This is a genomic window from Frondihabitans sp. Leaf304 (assembly GCF_001423105.1).
Classification (GTDB): Bacteria; Actinomycetota; Actinomycetes; order Actinomycetales; family Microbacteriaceae; genus Frondihabitans.
On the sequence record NZ_LMNV01000002.1, the window covers coordinates 2,144,607 to 2,159,321 of the forward strand.

Genomic DNA, 14,715 nt, shown 5'->3' on the forward strand with positions numbered 1-14,715 from the left:
GTCACCTGGCCGGGGCCGCGTCGGGGCGGCCTCATCCTCGCCTCCCCAGGGCCCTTCCTCGACGCCGTTCTCCCCAGATCAGCGTCACCGCGGCACAGAAGGACGCCGTTCCCACACCGTGGATGCATGACTTCCATCTCCGGGCTCGTCCACATGCACGGCGGCCTCCTGCACAAACGTCAACTCGTCGAGAAGGGCGCTCACGATCGGCATCTCACCTGGGCCGTCCGTAAGGGTGAGGTGCGACGGCCGAGGCGCGGCTGGTACTCGACCTGGCCCCCTCACGACCCGAGATTCATCGCGGTGCAGGTCGGTGGTCGCCTGACCGGTGCATCCGCTCTTCAATCGTGGGGCGCCTGGCTGTGGCAGGAGCCCCGCATTACGGTATCGGTGCCGAAGAACGCGAGTCGCCTGCGTCGGGCGAGTCGGGTTCGGGTGGTGTGGGATCCCCCCGAGGTCGCCGAGCGAGGCACCAACCACTCCGTGGGGCTGCGGGATGCCCTGCGTGAGGCCCTCCTCGAGCTGCCCTTCGAGGAGGCAGTCGCCGTTCTCGACTGGGCGCTGTACACCGAGCAACTCGGCATGGGCGAGATTCCTGCGCTGGTCGAGGGGCTCCCGCGAGACGTGCAGGGAATCGTCGACTGGGTCGACGAGAAGTGCCAGAGCATCATCGAGAGCATCAGCCGGACTAGGTTTCGCCGAGCCGGCCACGACGTCGAAACCCAGGTGCCCGTCGACCGGAACAAGGCCATCGACATCGTGGTCGACGGTGTCGTCGGCCTCGAATTGGATGGCCGGGCGTTCCACCAGGACTCGTTCGAGAAGGATCGCTGCAAAGATCTCGAGATCATCATCGAGGGGCGGGCGGCCATCCGCGCGAGCTACCAGATGGTGCGGCACGGGTGGGAGCGCGTGCTGCTCGCCGTCGAGACGGCGGCCTCGAACCACCGCGAGAGTGGTGCTAGCGTCGGCGTCGGCAATTCAGGCCCGGGGCCGCGGCCGCCTCGCAGGGGCCCGCGCCTCTGGGCCCTGCCTTGCCGGAGGCACCCCAAGCCTGAATTGCCGCCGGGCGCCGACGCGGGCGCGGGTGCAGGTGCGGGTGCAGCGGCGGGGGCAGGTCCGGGCGCCGGCGCGGGTGCACGCACAGGCACCAGCCGCCGCGGCCGCTCGCGGCGGAGCGCACCCTCGCGCATCGCTACCATCGTCAGGTGACCTCCCCCTCGCGCTGGCTGCTCCGTCTGGCCCTCGTCACCGTCCTTGTCGGCATCGGCAGCGGCCTGAGCGGCATGGTCGTCAGCTGGCTGCTGCATCTGCTGGAGCACGTGACCTACGGCTTCGGCGAGGGCTCGTTCCTCGACGAGTTGCCCACGCCCAGCAGCGAGCTCAAAGTGTTCGCGCTCTTCCTCGCGGGCACGATCGGCGGTTTCGGCTGGTGGGCCCTCCGCAAGTGGGGCACGAAGGTGGTCAGCGTCGAAGACGCGGTGCAGGGCAAGCGGATGCCCCTGTGGTCGAGCCTCGGCAACATCGCCCTGCAGATCGTCATCGTCGGATTGGGTGCGAGCATCGGCCGCGAGGTGGCGCCGCGCGAGCTCGCCGCCCTGGTGGCGCAGTGGATCACGCGCAAGACGGGCGTGACGGCCCGCGAAGCGAAGATCCTGGTGGCGTGCGGCGCGGGCGCGGGCCTCGCCGCCGTCTACGACGTGCCGCTGGGCGGGGCCGTTTTCGCCGTCGAGATCCTCCTCGCCGAGCTCAGCATCGCGACCGTCCTCCCCGCGATCGCGACGTCGGCCATCGCGGCGCTGGTCGCTCGCCTGGTCACGAGTCCGGCGCCGCTCTATACCGTTCCGCCTCTCGAGCTCAGCCCGAGCCTCATCGTCTGGTCGATCATCGCGGGCCCGGTGGTGGGATTCGCCGCCCTGGGTTTCGTCGTCCTGGCGAAGTGGGCCGGAGCCATCCGCCCAAAGAACTGGCTGATCCTCATCGTCATGCCCGTGATCTTCACCCTGGTCGGCGTGCTCTCGATCTGGTTCCCCGAGATCCTCGGCAACGGTCGGGCTCTCGGCCAGCTGGGCTTCACCGGCACGGCTCCGTTGCTGCTGATCCTGCTGGTCGTCGCGCTCAAGTTCATCTCGACCATCAGCACGATCGGCGCGGGCGCGGCCGGCGGCACCCTTACGCCGTCGCTGGCTCTCGGCGCGGGTCTCGGCGCCGGGCTGGGCGGCTTCTGGCTGCTGCTCTGGCCGGGTTCGAGCATCTCGGCGTTCGCCTTCGTCGCGGCAGCCGCCTTCCTGGCCGGGTCGATGCGGGCTCCTCTGACCGCTCTTGTTCTGGTCGTCGAGTTCACCGGTCAGGGCCAGGCGATTCTGGTGCCGGCGTTACTGGCAATCGCAGGATCCGTCATGGTCGGCTACATGACAACCCGTCGCCGTGAGTGGGCCAAGACCCCGCGCGGCGAGGGGGTCGCGTGACGCCGACCCGAGGCTCCGTGGCACGGCAACCACCGGCGCCGCCGCACGCCGACCGTAGGCGTCGCCTGACGCCGACCCCGCCAAGTAGGCTTTCCCCACACCGCTTTCTGGAGGACCAATGATCCACTCGCCCAACCGCCTGCTCAGCACGATCTTCGGTATCGTCCTCCTGCTGGTCGGGCTGTTCGGATTCTTCCTGGCGACGCCGTACCCGTTCGCTACCGCGGAGGGCGGCGTTCTGATCGGCCTCTTCGCCGCGAACGGCTTCCTCAGCCTGATCCACGTACTCCTCGGGGCAGTCCTTCTCCTCGCGGGTCTCGGCGGGGTCCGTCCGGCAAAGGTCTTCAACATCCTGTTCGGCCTCGGCCTGGTCGTCTTCGCGCTGGTCGGCTTCGGCATCGCTCACACGGGCGCCAACATCTTCGCGCTGAACACCCCGACGATCCTGCTCCACCTGGTCGTCGGCCTTGCCCTTCTCGCTGCCGGTCTCGGCGCCGACAAGGTGATTCTGCGGGCCCCGTCCGCCGCTGTCGCGAAGGCCTGAAACGCTCGGTTCTGACGTCTGGTGCCACACGTCCACTCGGGCTAAGGTTAGGGTCACCTAACCCCGACCGAGGAGGGCCCATGTCGACCATCCCGTTCTCTCAGGCGCTGCGCGATCGTGGCACGCGCCCCGTGTCCGGGTTGGGAGCGTCCGGCCCCGGGGCATCCGAGCGCTTCATGTCTGATCTGCTCACCGGCCGCCGTACCCGCGATGACTACATCGCGATGGTCGCTCAGAACTTCTTCGTCTACGGCGCACTTGAGCGCGCGGCGGAGGCCAGGCGTTCCGATCCGGTCGCGGCGATGTTCATGTCGCCGGCGCTGACCCGGTTGCCGGCGATCCGCGAAGACCTCCGCTTTCTGCTCGGTGAGGGCTGGCAGAGCGAGATCGCGCCCATGCCGACGACTCTCCGCTACGTCGACCGCATCGAGCGGGTTGCGGCTGTGAGCACCGGCGGATTCGTCGCCCACCACTACACCCGTTATCTCGGCGATCTGTCGGGCTGCGCGATCATCCGCTCGATCATGCAGCGACAGTTCGGCTTCGACACGAACGGCATCGGCTTCTACGTCTTCGCCGACATTGCCAAGCCGAAGGAGTTCAAGTCGACCTACCGCCGCCAGCTCGACAATGTCGGATGGTCGGCGAACGAGCAGCAGCTCGTCATCGACGAGGCGCAGACGGCCCACGACCTCACCGAGAGTCTCTTCGCCGAGCTCGACGGTCGGGCTGTCCGCGCCGCCTGACGCGTCACCCGGCAAGCACCGCACGGCACCGCACCGCACCGCACGCCGCTGGAGCAGAGCGGGCCAGACCACACGAAACCAGCACTCAAGGATCCGGCCGCCCCCGCGCCGCTACGACTTCGCTATCGTCTCCGCCTGGATCGCCGGCACCCTCGTCGCCTGCGACATGAACCGCCGCACGTCGAGGTCGACGATGATGTCGGCCGGCCGAAGGGGCCGCGACAGGTAGAGGCCGTCGAGCGAGGTGATGCGGCTGAGCGCGACGTAGGTCTGCCCGGCGCTAAAGACGCGCGATCCGAGGTCGACGATCGCTCGGTCGTAGGTCTTGCCCTGCGACTTGTGGATCGTCACGGCCCAGGCCAGGCGCAGCGGAAACTGCTGGAACTCGGCGACGATGTCTTTCTTGAGCTCTTTCGTCGTGGCCGAGTAGCTGTACTTGTACTTCTCCCAGACCGCGGGCTGCACCTCGACCTCTTCGCCGTCGAGCTCGACGAACACGGTGTCGCGGATGCGGGTGACGACGCCCACCGACCCGTTGACCCAGCGTTGCTCGGAGTCGTTGCGGAGGAACATGACCTGCGCCCCGGGCTTGAGTTCGAGGGCGTCGTCGGCCGGGAACGTGCGACCGCCGAAGTCGCCGGTGACGTCGGCCTTGGCGGTCTTGATGGTGCCAGGGAGGCGTGAGAGCTCGAGCTTGTTGATGCGCGCGACAGTGTCGTTGCGCGTGGCGAGGGTGATGGCACCGCCGTCGGTGGGCAGCTCTCGGGCACCGGCCTGGTTGAGTGCGCCGGCGATCTCGGCGGTGACACGGCCGTGACGCACGGCGTTCAACATCTCTTTGAATCCGGCGTCGCTCTGTCGGTGGATGAACGCGAGCTCGAGGATGCGCAGCGACGCGTCGTCCCAGACGTGCGCGTCGAAGAACCACATGGAGCGGTAGTGATCTCGGAAGTAGGCACGCTCTTCGGGGTCGCCGGGCACCGGCGCGAGCTGGTACGGGTCGCCGAAGAGCACCACCTGCACTCCGCCGAAGGCCTCGTTGCGTCGCTGTCGGGCCTGGCGGAGCGACCGGTCGATGGCGTCGAGGAGGTCGGCGTTGACCATCGAGACCTCGTCGATCACGAGGGTGTCGATGGTGTTGAGCAGTTTGCGCAGCTCGGCGTTCTGCTCGATGTCGTGGTCGGCGATGAGGCCGATCGGCAGTCGGAACAGCGAATGGATCGTCTGGCCGCCGACGTTGAGCGCCGCGACACCGGTCGGGGCGCAGATGACGATCTGCTTGGAGGTGTTCCACGACAGGTGGTTGAGCAGCGTCGATTTGCCGGTGCCGGCCCGGCCCGTCACGAAGATGTGCTCGCGGGTGTTCTCGATCGCGTCGTAGACCGCGGCCTGCTCGGCCGACAGCTCGGGGGCTGGACTCATGCGTCACCCCTTTCGTTCACACCTCCAATCTACCCGGCGCCCACGAGGGGCACGGTCGCACGAAGTTAGGATGTGGACATGCTGGCGCCTGGGGGGACGACGAAGCGCGCCCTCCTCATCTGGGGCGGCCTTCTCGCTCTCGTCGTCGTGGCTTTCATCGCAACGGTCGTCATTCTCAACGCGACCGTCTACAGCGCCTCCGGATTCGTGCGGGGCTACCTCGGTGCCCTCGATCGCGGCGACACGAACAGCGCTCTTCATCTCGCCGGAGTCCAGCCGGGCGCCGAAGACGACCTGCTCGCCGTGCCCGAGGAGGGCCGTGTCCGCGATTTCCACACGACCCGCGACGTCGTGTCCGGTGGGGTGCACCGGGTGGCGGCGGAGTTCCGGCTAGGACGCGACGAGGGCGGACAAGACGGCAAAGACAGCAACGACGGCCAGGACAGCAAGAACAGCCAGAGCGAGATCCGCCGGGCCACCTTCGCGGTCGAGCGCGACGGCACGATCGCCGGCCTCTTCTCGGGCTGGAAGTTCACGACGGCACCGACCGCCTCCGTCGAGGTCACTCCGCTGCACGACCCCCGCTTCGAGGCCAATGGCGTCGACATCCGCGCCGCAAGCGCCGACCTGGCCACCCGTTACACGGTGCTGGCTCCCGCCGTGTTCGACCTGACGCACGACAGCACCTACCTCACCGCGAAGACGACGACCGTCGTGGCGGCCAGCCCGGGCACTGTCGCGCGAGCGACCGTGTCGGTGGTGCCGAAGGCGAGCTTCCTCAGCAAAGTCAAAGTCGATGTGACCAAGTACCTGAAGACCACGTGCCTTCCGCAGCGGGTGCTGCTCCCGGCGGGCTGCCCATTCGGGGAGGAGGTCGACGATCGGCTCACGTCGGATCCTCGGTGGAGCATGACGACCTACCCGCCGGTGGCGCTCCGAGCGACAGCGACGCCGGGGGTCTGGCTCGTGACTCGCGCGACCGGCCGCGCCCACCTCGAGGTCGACACGCAGTCGCTGTACGACGGCAGCGATGTGCCGATCAGCCGTGACGTGCCGTTCCAGGTGGAGTACCTGGTCACGATCGGGTCGGACAACGGCTTGACCATCACGCCCCGCTGACTCCTCGATTTCGACAACGGACCTGCGGCCAAACGAGACTGTTCGCTAGGGTCGTCGCATGGGGCAGGCAGCTAGTTCACCGATAGTCCACATCGAGAACTTCCGAATGGTCTTCGGCCGTACGACAGTCATCGACGATCTGTCGTTCGACATCGAGGCCGGCGAGACCTTCGGCTTTCTCGGATCGAACGGGTCGGGCAAGACGACGACCATCCGCGCGCTGCTCGGCATCTACCAGCCGACCGGCGGCACGCTGCACATCGACGGTCGGCCGTTCTCGCCTGAGCGGGGATCCCGGCTGGGCTACCTGCCCGAGGAGCGCGGGCTCTACAAGAAGGAGTCGGTGATCGACGTGATGACCTACTTCGGGCGTCTCAAGGGCCTGTCGAAGCCGGAGTCGAAGCGGTGGTCGCTGAACTACCTCGAGCGGGTGAGCCTCGCCGACAAGGCTGCGACGCGGCTCGACAAGCTGTCGGGCGGCCAGCAGCAGAAGGTGCAGCTCGGCGTGACGATCATGAACCAGCCCGAGCTGCTGATCCTCGACGAGCCGACGAAGGGGTTCGACCCGGTCAACCGGCGTCTGCTGATGGACATCATCGAAGAGCAGAAGCGGCAGGGCGCCACCGTGCTCATGGTCACCCACCAGATGGAGGAGGTCGAGCGGCTCTGCGATCGAGTGATCCTGTTGAAGAACGGACGCAGCGAGGCGTACGGCACCATCCCCGAGGTGCAGGATCAGTTCGGTGGCACGATGGTGCGCCTGCGCTACTCGGGCGACATCCCCGAGTCGTCGAAATACCTGGTGACGCTTCGCGAGCGCAACTACGCCGAGCTCACCGTGACCGAGGGCGCCGACGAGGCGGCCATCCTGCGCGACCTGGTCGGGGCCGGCGTCGCGGTGCGCGGCTTCGAGACGTCGAAGCTGAGCCTCGACGACATCTTCCTGCGCGTGTATGGCGACGAGGCCGACACCGCGTCGGATCCTGATAATGCCAAGGATCCGGCCCAGCCCACCGCGGGGGTGGCTGCCTGATGGCCCGCCACAACCTCTCGACGGTCGTGTCGTTCGAGATCACCCGCACGCTGACCAAGCGCCGGTTCTGGATCGCCACCCTCATCGTGCCGGTGATCATCGGCATCGTGGTCGCGCTGATCGTCGCCGCCAACACGTCGACCGACAACAGCGTCACGTCGCAGAAAGACCAGAAGTTCAGCTTCTCGTACAGCGACGCCTCCGGCGTGGTCGACCCGGCGATCGTGAAGTCGCTCGGCGGCACCGAGGCCTCCTCCGGCGCCGACGCCATCGCCGCGGTCAAGAGCGGCGACCTCGACGCTTACTTCGCCTACCCGGCCGATCCCGCGAAGCAGGCCACCAAGGTCTACGGCGTCGACAAGGGCATCTTCGACAACGGCAAGTACTCGTCGGTCGCGACGCGCATCCTCACCGCGAGCGCCGAGGCGAAGGTCGGCGACTCGAAGCTGTCGAGCCTCGTCCAGGGCACCGGGCCGGTCGAGGCGACCACGTACGACTCCTCTGGGAACCTCTCGGGCGGCATCGGCAGCGTCATCCCGCCTCTGCTGTTCCTGGCGCTGTTCTACGTCGTGATCCTGCTGCTCGGCAATCAGATGCTGACCTCGACGCTGGAGGAGAAAGAGAACCGCGTCACCGAGATGATCCTGACGACGCTCAACCCGACGACCCTCATCATCGGCAAGGTGATCTCGCTTTTCGTCGTCGGCATCGTGCAGATGCTCGTGTTCGCGCTGCCGATCGTGATCGGCTTCCTCTTCTTCCGGAACTCACTCAACCTTCCGGCCTTCGACCTCTCGAACCTGCAGATCGATCCGTTCCAGATGGTCATCGGCGCCCTGCTCCTGATCGGCGGCTTCATCCTCTTTACCGGCACCCTCGTCGCGGTCGGTGCGATCATGCCGACGGCAAAAGACGCGGGCCAGATCTTCGGCGTGATGATCGCCCTCATGTTCGTGCCGTTCTACGCGGTCACGCTCATCGTCTCCGACCCGCACTCGTTCATCGTGCAGATCTTCACCTGGTTCCCGTACTCGGCACCGGTCACCGCGCTGCTCCGCAACGGCTTCTCGTCGCTGTCGCCGGCCGAGGCCATCGGTGTCGTCGTCGAGCAGTTCGTGCTCGGTCTCATCGTGCTTCAGGTCGCGGTGCGCCTCTTCCGATACGGCTCGATCGAGTACACCCGCAAGGTGTCCCTGACGTCGATCCTGCCCCGGCGCCAGGCGGCGGTCGGAAAGTAGCGTGACCCCCGACGAACTGCTCGGCACCTGGCACTTCACCCGAATGGTCGACGACCGAAGAGACGACCGAAGGATCCCGGTGCACGGCACCGCGACCTTCTCCCGTTCCGGCCCCGACCGAATCGTGTGGGTGGAGTCGGGCACGATGGGCCTGCCGGGCGGGGAGGTTCCGATCTCGACCGAGCGTGCGCTGGAACGCGGCCCCGAGGGATCCTGGGCCACGAATTTCGCGGACGGCCGCGAATTCCACGACTGGCGCTGGGGCGCCGAACTCGTGCACGACTGCGCGCCCGACCTTTATTCGGGGCGGCTCGACGGCGACGCGAGTGGCTGGCGGATGCGCTGGGCGGCGTCCGGTCCGAGCAAGGACTACGTGATCGAGACGGCGTACCGACGGCTCTAAGGCTTTGGCACGCCTCTCGTGTAACGCGCTCGTTAAGGGTTGTGGATAAAGTCTGCAGATCCCGCACCGTCTGATTAGGGTGATCTGTGACCCCCGATGAGGGGGGTCGTGATCACGCAAGGGGACGACATGTTTTTCCACTCGACTTTTCGACTGAAAGCCGGTGTCGCGGTCGCGGCGTTGGCACTGGGGGCAGCTCTGATCAGCGCTGGCCCCGCCCAGGCAGCGGCGCCCACGCACGCGGTCAGAGGCGGGCACGGGGGCGGCAGCAGCAGCTCGACGCTCGCGCCGCGCACCCAGTTCACGATGGCGGCCGACGGGTCGTCCGGGCTCACGCAGGGCGGTGAGGGCATCCCCAACATCGACAGCGTCAAGTCGACCATCGCGAAGTACTACGGCGACCCCGGCACGGGCATCGCCTCGAAGACCTCGTCGCCCTACATCAGCGAGATGTCGAGCATCGTGGCGAAGCAGACGCGCAGCCTGAAGGCGATCTACCAGAAGGCGATCCGCCACCACGAGAAGCCCGCGATCGTCTTCGACGCCGACGACACCACGTTGATGACCTACGACATGGAGGTGGCCGACATGCACTTCACGTTCGACCCCGCCGAGCAAGACGTCTGGGTGCAAGACCAGCGGTTCCCCGCGACCCCGTCGATGGTGTCGATGGTCGAGACCGCCAAAAAGATGGGCTTCACGATCTTCGGTCTCACCGGTCGCAACGACGATCAGAAGGCGGCGACCCTCGGCAACCTGAAGAAGGTCGGCTACACCGCTTTCACGTCGAAGAACTTCTACACGAAATGGACCGGCAAGGGCACCTCGCAGCAGCCCTCGTACGTCACCTGCGCAACTGCCAAGTGCACGACCGTCGAGTACAAGGCGCTCACGCGCAAGCACATCGAGAAGCAGGGCTACGACATCGCGCTGAACGTCGGCGACCAGTGGTCTGACCTGCAGGGCGGCTACGCCGACCGCGTGCTCAAGCTCCCCAACCCGACGTACTACCTGCCGTCGGCCGACCTGCCCGGGGTCAAAGAGCCGCGTCTCGCGCCCCGTACGCACTTCGTCATGAAGGCCGACGGCTCCTCCGGTCTGACGCAGTCGGGCGAGGGCATCCCCAACATCGACAGCGTCAAGTCGACCATCGCCGTCTACTACGGCGACACGGGCACCGGGCTGTCGAACAAGACCTCGTCGCCCTACATCAGCGAGATGCAGAAGATCCTCAAGCGCGAGATCCCTCGCGTCGCGTCGCAGTGCTACGCCGCCTCGACCAAGGGCCAGAAGCCCGCGATCGTTCTCGACGCCGACGACACCACGCTCTGGACGTACGACATGGAGGTGGCCGACATGCACTTCACGTTCGACCCCGCCGAGCAAGACGTGTGGGTGCAAGACCAGCGGTTCCCCGCCACCCCTGGCATGACGACCCTAGCCGGCGTCGCCAAGGCCGCGGGCTGCACGCTGATCGGTCTGACGGGTCGCAACGACGACCAGAAGGCCGCGACACTGGCAAACCTGGCCAAGGTCGGCTACTCCGGTTTCACGGCTGAGAACTACTACACCAAGTGGACCGGCAAGGGTGCCTCGCAGCAACCCTCGTACGTCACGTGCGCCGCAGCGAAGTGCACCACCATCGAGTACAAGTCGCAGACCCGAGCTCACGTCGAGTCGGCAGCCGGTGGCGGGTACACCGTGGTGGCGAACTACGGCGACCAGTTCAGCGACTTGATCGGCGGGCACGCCAAGCGCACGGTCAAGCTGCCGAACCCGACGTACTACCTGCCCTGATCGGTCGGTCGAGGTGGCTCCAGGGCCACCTCGACCGCCGCCCGCGTAGGGCTTGCTACGCCAACGCCAGTTACAGCGCCTTCTCCTCGATCCCCCACGGCGAGCCATAGCCCTCGGGCGCATCGGCGGCGAGCAGCGACAGGAACGGCCGCGCGTCGAATGCCTCGGGCCCGAGCACGCCGGCCCCCGACCACACCCCGGTCGCCAGCAGCTCGAGCGCGATCACCGGGTTGATCGCCGTCTGCCAGACGACGGCCTGCGACGAGTACTCCGCCATCGTCTGCTCGTTGTCGGCCACGTGGTACAGGTAGGTCGAGCGCGGCTTGCCGTCTTTGCCGGTGCCCTTCACCCACACACCCGCGCAGGTCTTGCCGCTCATCTTGTCGCCGAGGGTCGCAGGATCCGGCAACCCGGCAGCCACCACATCGCGCGGCGCCACCTTCACTCCCTTGACCTCCAGCGGCTCGGTCTTGTCCAGGCCCAGCATATGCAAAGTCTTGAGCACCTCGATGAACTCGTTGCCGAGGCCGTACTTGAACGTCACCTTCTTCGCCTTGGTCCACCGCGGCATCAGGAGCACCTCTTCGTGCTCGACGTTGACGCACTCCACTGGCCCGATGCCGTCGGGGAAGTCGAAGACTTCGGGCTCGGAGAACGGCGCCGTGGTGTACCATCCGCGTTCCTTTTCGAACACCACTGGCGGGTTGAGGCACTCTTCGATGGTGGTCCAGATCGAGAAAGAGGGGGCGAAGTCGTAGCCCTCGACGACGAGGTTCGCCCCGTCGCGCACGCCGAGTTCGTCGATCTCGCTGAAGAGCTCGTCTTCGGCGTAGCGCGCGAAGACGTCCGAGAGACCGGGCTCGACGCCGATGCCCACGACAGCCAGCGCTCCCTTGCCTGCCCAGTCGGACGCCACGGCGAACTGGTCGTCTCCGAGCTTCTTGCCGGTCTGGGTGTGCGGGTCGGTCGGGTGCGGTGTCGACAGGCTCATTGCCATGTCGAGGTAGGTCGCACCGGCCTCGAAGCAGCCGTCGAAGATCGGCATGACGAAGCGCGGGTCAACCGCGTTCAGCACGTGCGTGATCTCGTGCGCGCGGATGAGCTCGGCGACCGAGGCGGCCGACGAGGCGTCGACCTGGGCGGCGACGAGACGCGTGTCAGCGACGGCGGCGACCAGAGCGGTCGGGCGGGCGGGGTCGTAGTCAGCGACCACGAGCGTGTCGAAGAAGTCGCGGCGCACGGCGATGCGCACGGCGGCGGAGCCGACGCCGCCGGCGCCGATGATGAGGATCTTCATGAGGAGCTAGGGCCGTTCGTTGGAGTCGGATGGATCGGAGGGGCTGGTGGGAACGTTCGGCGACGCCGGCGCGACACCGGTGCGACGGGTGCCGCGAACTCGCTTGCCGGTCTCGGTGTCGATCGCGATCGCTCCGGTGGGCAGGTTCGACAGGTCGGAGGCGACGACGGTCGGAAAGTATCCCGAGTCGGGCAGACCGAAGTTCGCGACGACACCCTCCCCGGGGGCGAGCACGTAGTCGCTGCGCTTGACGAGTGTTTCGCCGCGGAAGAACTCGGGCCGGCGCCACCTCCAGAGCAGCATCAACACCACTCCGACGAGGAGGCCCCCGATGCCGACGACCGCCTGCGCACCAATTCCGATGATGGTGATGTTCTTGCCGTCGGCGTCGGTCAGCCAGTCGGGAGCGGCAAAGGCGTAGACCCCGTAGACGAAGACACCGAGCAGCGACAGTCCGCCGAGCAGGGGGAAGAGACCGCGCATGATGAAGTTCCGCGGCGAGGTGAAGAGCGTCCTGCGGTAGTACCAGACGCAGGCGAAGCCGGTGAGGCCGTAGTAGAAGGCGATCATCAGGCCGATCGAGCCGATCAGGGCGCTGAGCAGGTCGACGCTGATCAGAGTGAAGATCAGGTAGAAGGCCACCGAGACGATGCCCATGCCGATGGTCGACCAGGTCGGGGTGAGGTACTTCGGGTGGATTCGGGCGAACTGCTCGGGCAGGGCCTTGTAGACCGCCATCGAGAGCGAGGTGCGCGCGGTCGGCAGAATGGTCGTCTGCGTCGAGGCCGAGGCGCTGGTGAGGATCGAGAAGCCGAGGAGCGCCATCAGGATCGAGCCCACCGCTCCTCCCCCGAACAGCGCCGGCCCGACCGACGAGAAGACGTCCAGCGCGTTGTCGGCGTTGGCGAGGCCGATGCCCTGGTCGCCCACTCCGGCGAACGCGATGGTGGCCACGGCGACCAGCACATAGGTCACGAGCAGGAGCACCGTCGAGATGATGGCCGCGCGACCCGGCGTCTTCTCGGGATCCTTGGTCTCTTCGTTGATCGAGACCGCGGTGTCCCAACCCCAATAGATGAAAATCGCCGTGAGCATCGCGGGGGCGATGGTGCCCGGGCCGAGCGTGAACGGGTTCAACCAGTCGAGCGACGGCGTCAGCGAGTACGACTCGGCGTTGCCGGAGTAGACGCGGACGAGCGCGAAGACGGCGAAGAAGATGAGGATGATCACCTCGAACGCCAGCAGGAAGTACTGCAGCCGCGCCGAGATCTCGATGCCGCGGTAGCAGATGTACGTCATGACGACGATCCAGGCGATGCCCGCGGCGGTCGACCAGAACACGTTGCTCGACAGGGCGGCGACGGCCGGCAGCCCGAAGCTGCCGACGAACGTGAACGAATACGAGCCGGCGATCGAGGCGAGGTTCGCCATGACGATCACGTCGGCCACGATGATCCCCCAGCCACCCATCCAGCCGGTGATCGGGCCGAAGGCCCGCGACGCCCAGGTGAAGGTCGTGCCGCAGTCGGGCTCGGCCTTGTTGAGCTCCTGATAGGCGACGGCGATGAGATACATCGGCACGAACGCCAGCAGGATGATGCCCGGCGCGTGCACACCCGCGACGAGCGTGCCGCCGATGACGATGAACCCGAGGCTCGCCGCGAGGCTGTACGCCGGGGCGGTCGATGCGATGCCGACGACCACGCTCGAGACGAGGCCGAGCGATCCGCCCTTGAGCCCCTTGGTGTCGACGGGCTGCGTCGTCGTCGTCGTGGTCGGTGTGGTCATGGGAGTCTCCATCACGGTGCGGGAACAGCAGCGGGAAGAACGGGTTGGCCTACCCAATCGTTAGACGCCAGAGACCGTCAATGCCGTTCCGTCGCACTCGGGCGGTGCTCGGCGACGTTCTGGCACCCCGGAGACGATCGAGGCACCCGCGCACACACGAGTCAGAGCTAGAGCAAGAGCTAGAGCGAACCCGCAGCCAACCCCAGCGACACCTCGAGCGTCCGCCGCATGAGGTGCGAGCGCTCGGCGGGAGTGCGGTAGTCGACGAGCGAGTAGGCCGTGATGGAGTCGATCAGGGCCAAGAACTGCAGGGCGACGAGGTCGGAGTCGGATCCTTCGAATTCGCGCCCATCCATGCCGCGACGCACGACCGAGCAGATCAGCTCGTGCCAGGCGGTCATGTTGTCGCGGGCGGCGCGGGCGAGGGCGACGTTGTGGCGGCCCATCGACCAGGCGTCGGCCCAGACGGAGTTGAAGTTGCCGTGCGTGTCTTCGAGCAGGCTGCCGACGAGGAGGCGGAGGGCTCCGAGTGCCGAGTCGGAACCGGCGATGTCGCGCCTCGCCTCGTTGAGCTCGATCTCGGCGAGCTCTTCGAACGTGCGGGCGACGAGCGCGGTCATCGACGGCTCGTGCGCGGCGATGTCACCCGGGCTCAGACCGGCCGTCGATGCGAGGCGTCGAAGCGTGATGCCCGACAGGCCGAACGAGAAGGCGATCGTGCGCGCGGCAGCGTCGATCTCGGCGTGGCGCCCGTGGGGGCCATCCTGTGCGAACGGGTCGCTGGTCGACATGAGGATGATCCTAGAGGGAGCGCGGGCCTGCCTCACCCCCCAGTCCTCGTGCGACCCAGACGTGGGGTC

At 67.0% G+C, this 14,715-nt stretch carries 13 protein-coding genes; 9 read left to right on the forward strand and 4 right to left on the reverse strand.

Annotated elements, in window-relative coordinates:
- Window positions 1–126: 126 nt before the first annotated feature.
- From ASF54_RS09730 to ASF54_RS09745, 4 genes are all read left to right on the forward strand, one after another.
- Window positions 127–1,212 carry a type IV toxin-antitoxin system AbiEi family antitoxin domain-containing protein gene (locus ASF54_RS09730; protein WP_055961415.1) on the forward strand — a complete coding sequence of 362 codons (1,086 nt, stop codon included), beginning with the start codon at window positions 127–129 and terminating at the stop codon, window positions 1,210–1,212.
- Entirely contained in the window at window positions 1,209–2,468 is a 1,260-nt protein-coding gene (locus tag ASF54_RS09735; protein ID WP_055961418.1) for a chloride channel protein, read from the forward strand. Before ASF54_RS09730 ends, ASF54_RS09735 begins: the two co-directional genes overlap by 4 nt.
- A 118-nt stretch (window positions 2,469–2,586) precedes the next feature.
- The gene (locus ASF54_RS09740; protein WP_055961421.1) at window positions 2,587–3,012 is read left to right on the forward strand and encodes a DUF4383 domain-containing protein; all 426 of its coding nucleotides are present in this window, start codon (window positions 2,587–2,589) and stop codon (window positions 3,010–3,012) included.
- Between the two features lie 80 nt (window positions 3,013–3,092).
- Window positions 3,093–3,758: a biliverdin-producing heme oxygenase gene (locus ASF54_RS09745; RefSeq protein WP_055961424.1), complete on the forward strand. Its 666-nt coding sequence runs from the start codon at window positions 3,093–3,095 to the stop codon at window positions 3,756–3,758.
- A 111-nt stretch (window positions 3,759–3,869) separates the two neighbouring features.
- Here ASF54_RS09745 and ASF54_RS09750 read toward each other — a convergent pair whose 3' ends face one another.
- Window positions 3,870–5,180: an ATP-dependent DNA helicase gene (locus ASF54_RS09750; RefSeq protein WP_055961427.1), complete on the reverse strand. Its 1,311-nt coding sequence runs from the start codon at window positions 5,178–5,180 to the stop codon at window positions 3,870–3,872.
- Between the two features lie 78 nt (window positions 5,181–5,258).
- Between ASF54_RS09750 and ASF54_RS09755 the strand changes: the two genes are divergently transcribed.
- The 5 genes from ASF54_RS09755 to ASF54_RS09775 all read left to right on the forward strand — a co-directional run bounded on the left by ASF54_RS09755 (window position 5,259) and on the right by ASF54_RS09775 (window position 10,770).
- Window positions 5,259–6,299 (forward strand): hypothetical protein, encoded by a 1,041-nt coding sequence (locus ASF54_RS09755; protein ID WP_157510103.1) that lies wholly within the window; start codon window positions 5,259–5,261, stop codon window positions 6,297–6,299.
- Between the two features lie 58 nt (window positions 6,300–6,357).
- A complete protein-coding gene (locus ASF54_RS09760; RefSeq protein WP_055961432.1) occupies window positions 6,358–7,332 on the forward strand; it encodes an ABC transporter ATP-binding protein in 975 nt (324 codons plus the stop codon).
- Entirely contained in the window at window positions 7,332–8,570 is a 1,239-nt protein-coding gene (locus ASF54_RS09765) for an ABC transporter permease (protein WP_055961435.1), read from the forward strand. The genes ASF54_RS09760 and ASF54_RS09765 overlap by 1 nt, the downstream gene beginning before the upstream one ends.
- 1 nt (window position 8,571) lies before the next feature.
- On the forward strand, window positions 8,572–8,973 hold the full coding sequence (locus ASF54_RS09770; RefSeq protein ID WP_055961438.1) for a DUF6314 family protein: 402 nt from the start codon (window positions 8,572–8,574) through the stop codon (window positions 8,971–8,973).
- 129 nt (window positions 8,974–9,102) lie between these two features.
- Window positions 9,103–10,770 carry an HAD family acid phosphatase gene (locus ASF54_RS09775; protein ID WP_055962410.1) on the forward strand — a complete coding sequence of 556 codons (1,668 nt, stop codon included), beginning with the start codon at window positions 9,103–9,105 and terminating at the stop codon, window positions 10,768–10,770.
- Window positions 10,771–10,840: 70 nt separating this feature from the next.
- Here ASF54_RS09775 and ASF54_RS09780 read toward each other — a convergent pair whose 3' ends face one another.
- The 3 genes from ASF54_RS09780 to ASF54_RS09790 form a co-directional block, all read right to left on the reverse strand.
- Window positions 10,841–12,067, reverse strand: coding sequence for a saccharopine dehydrogenase family protein (locus ASF54_RS09780; protein ID WP_055961441.1), 1,227 nt, complete (start codon window positions 12,065–12,067; stop codon window positions 10,841–10,843).
- Between the two features lie 6 nt (window positions 12,068–12,073).
- Entirely contained in the window at window positions 12,074–13,855 is a 1,782-nt protein-coding gene (locus tag ASF54_RS09785) for an APC family permease (protein ID WP_084816081.1), read from the reverse strand.
- Window positions 13,856–14,034: 179 nt separating this feature from the next.
- Window positions 14,035–14,646: a TetR family transcriptional regulator C-terminal domain-containing protein gene (locus ASF54_RS09790; protein ID WP_055961443.1), complete on the reverse strand. Its 612-nt coding sequence runs from the start codon at window positions 14,644–14,646 to the stop codon at window positions 14,035–14,037.
- Window positions 14,647–14,715: the final 69 nt, after the last annotated feature.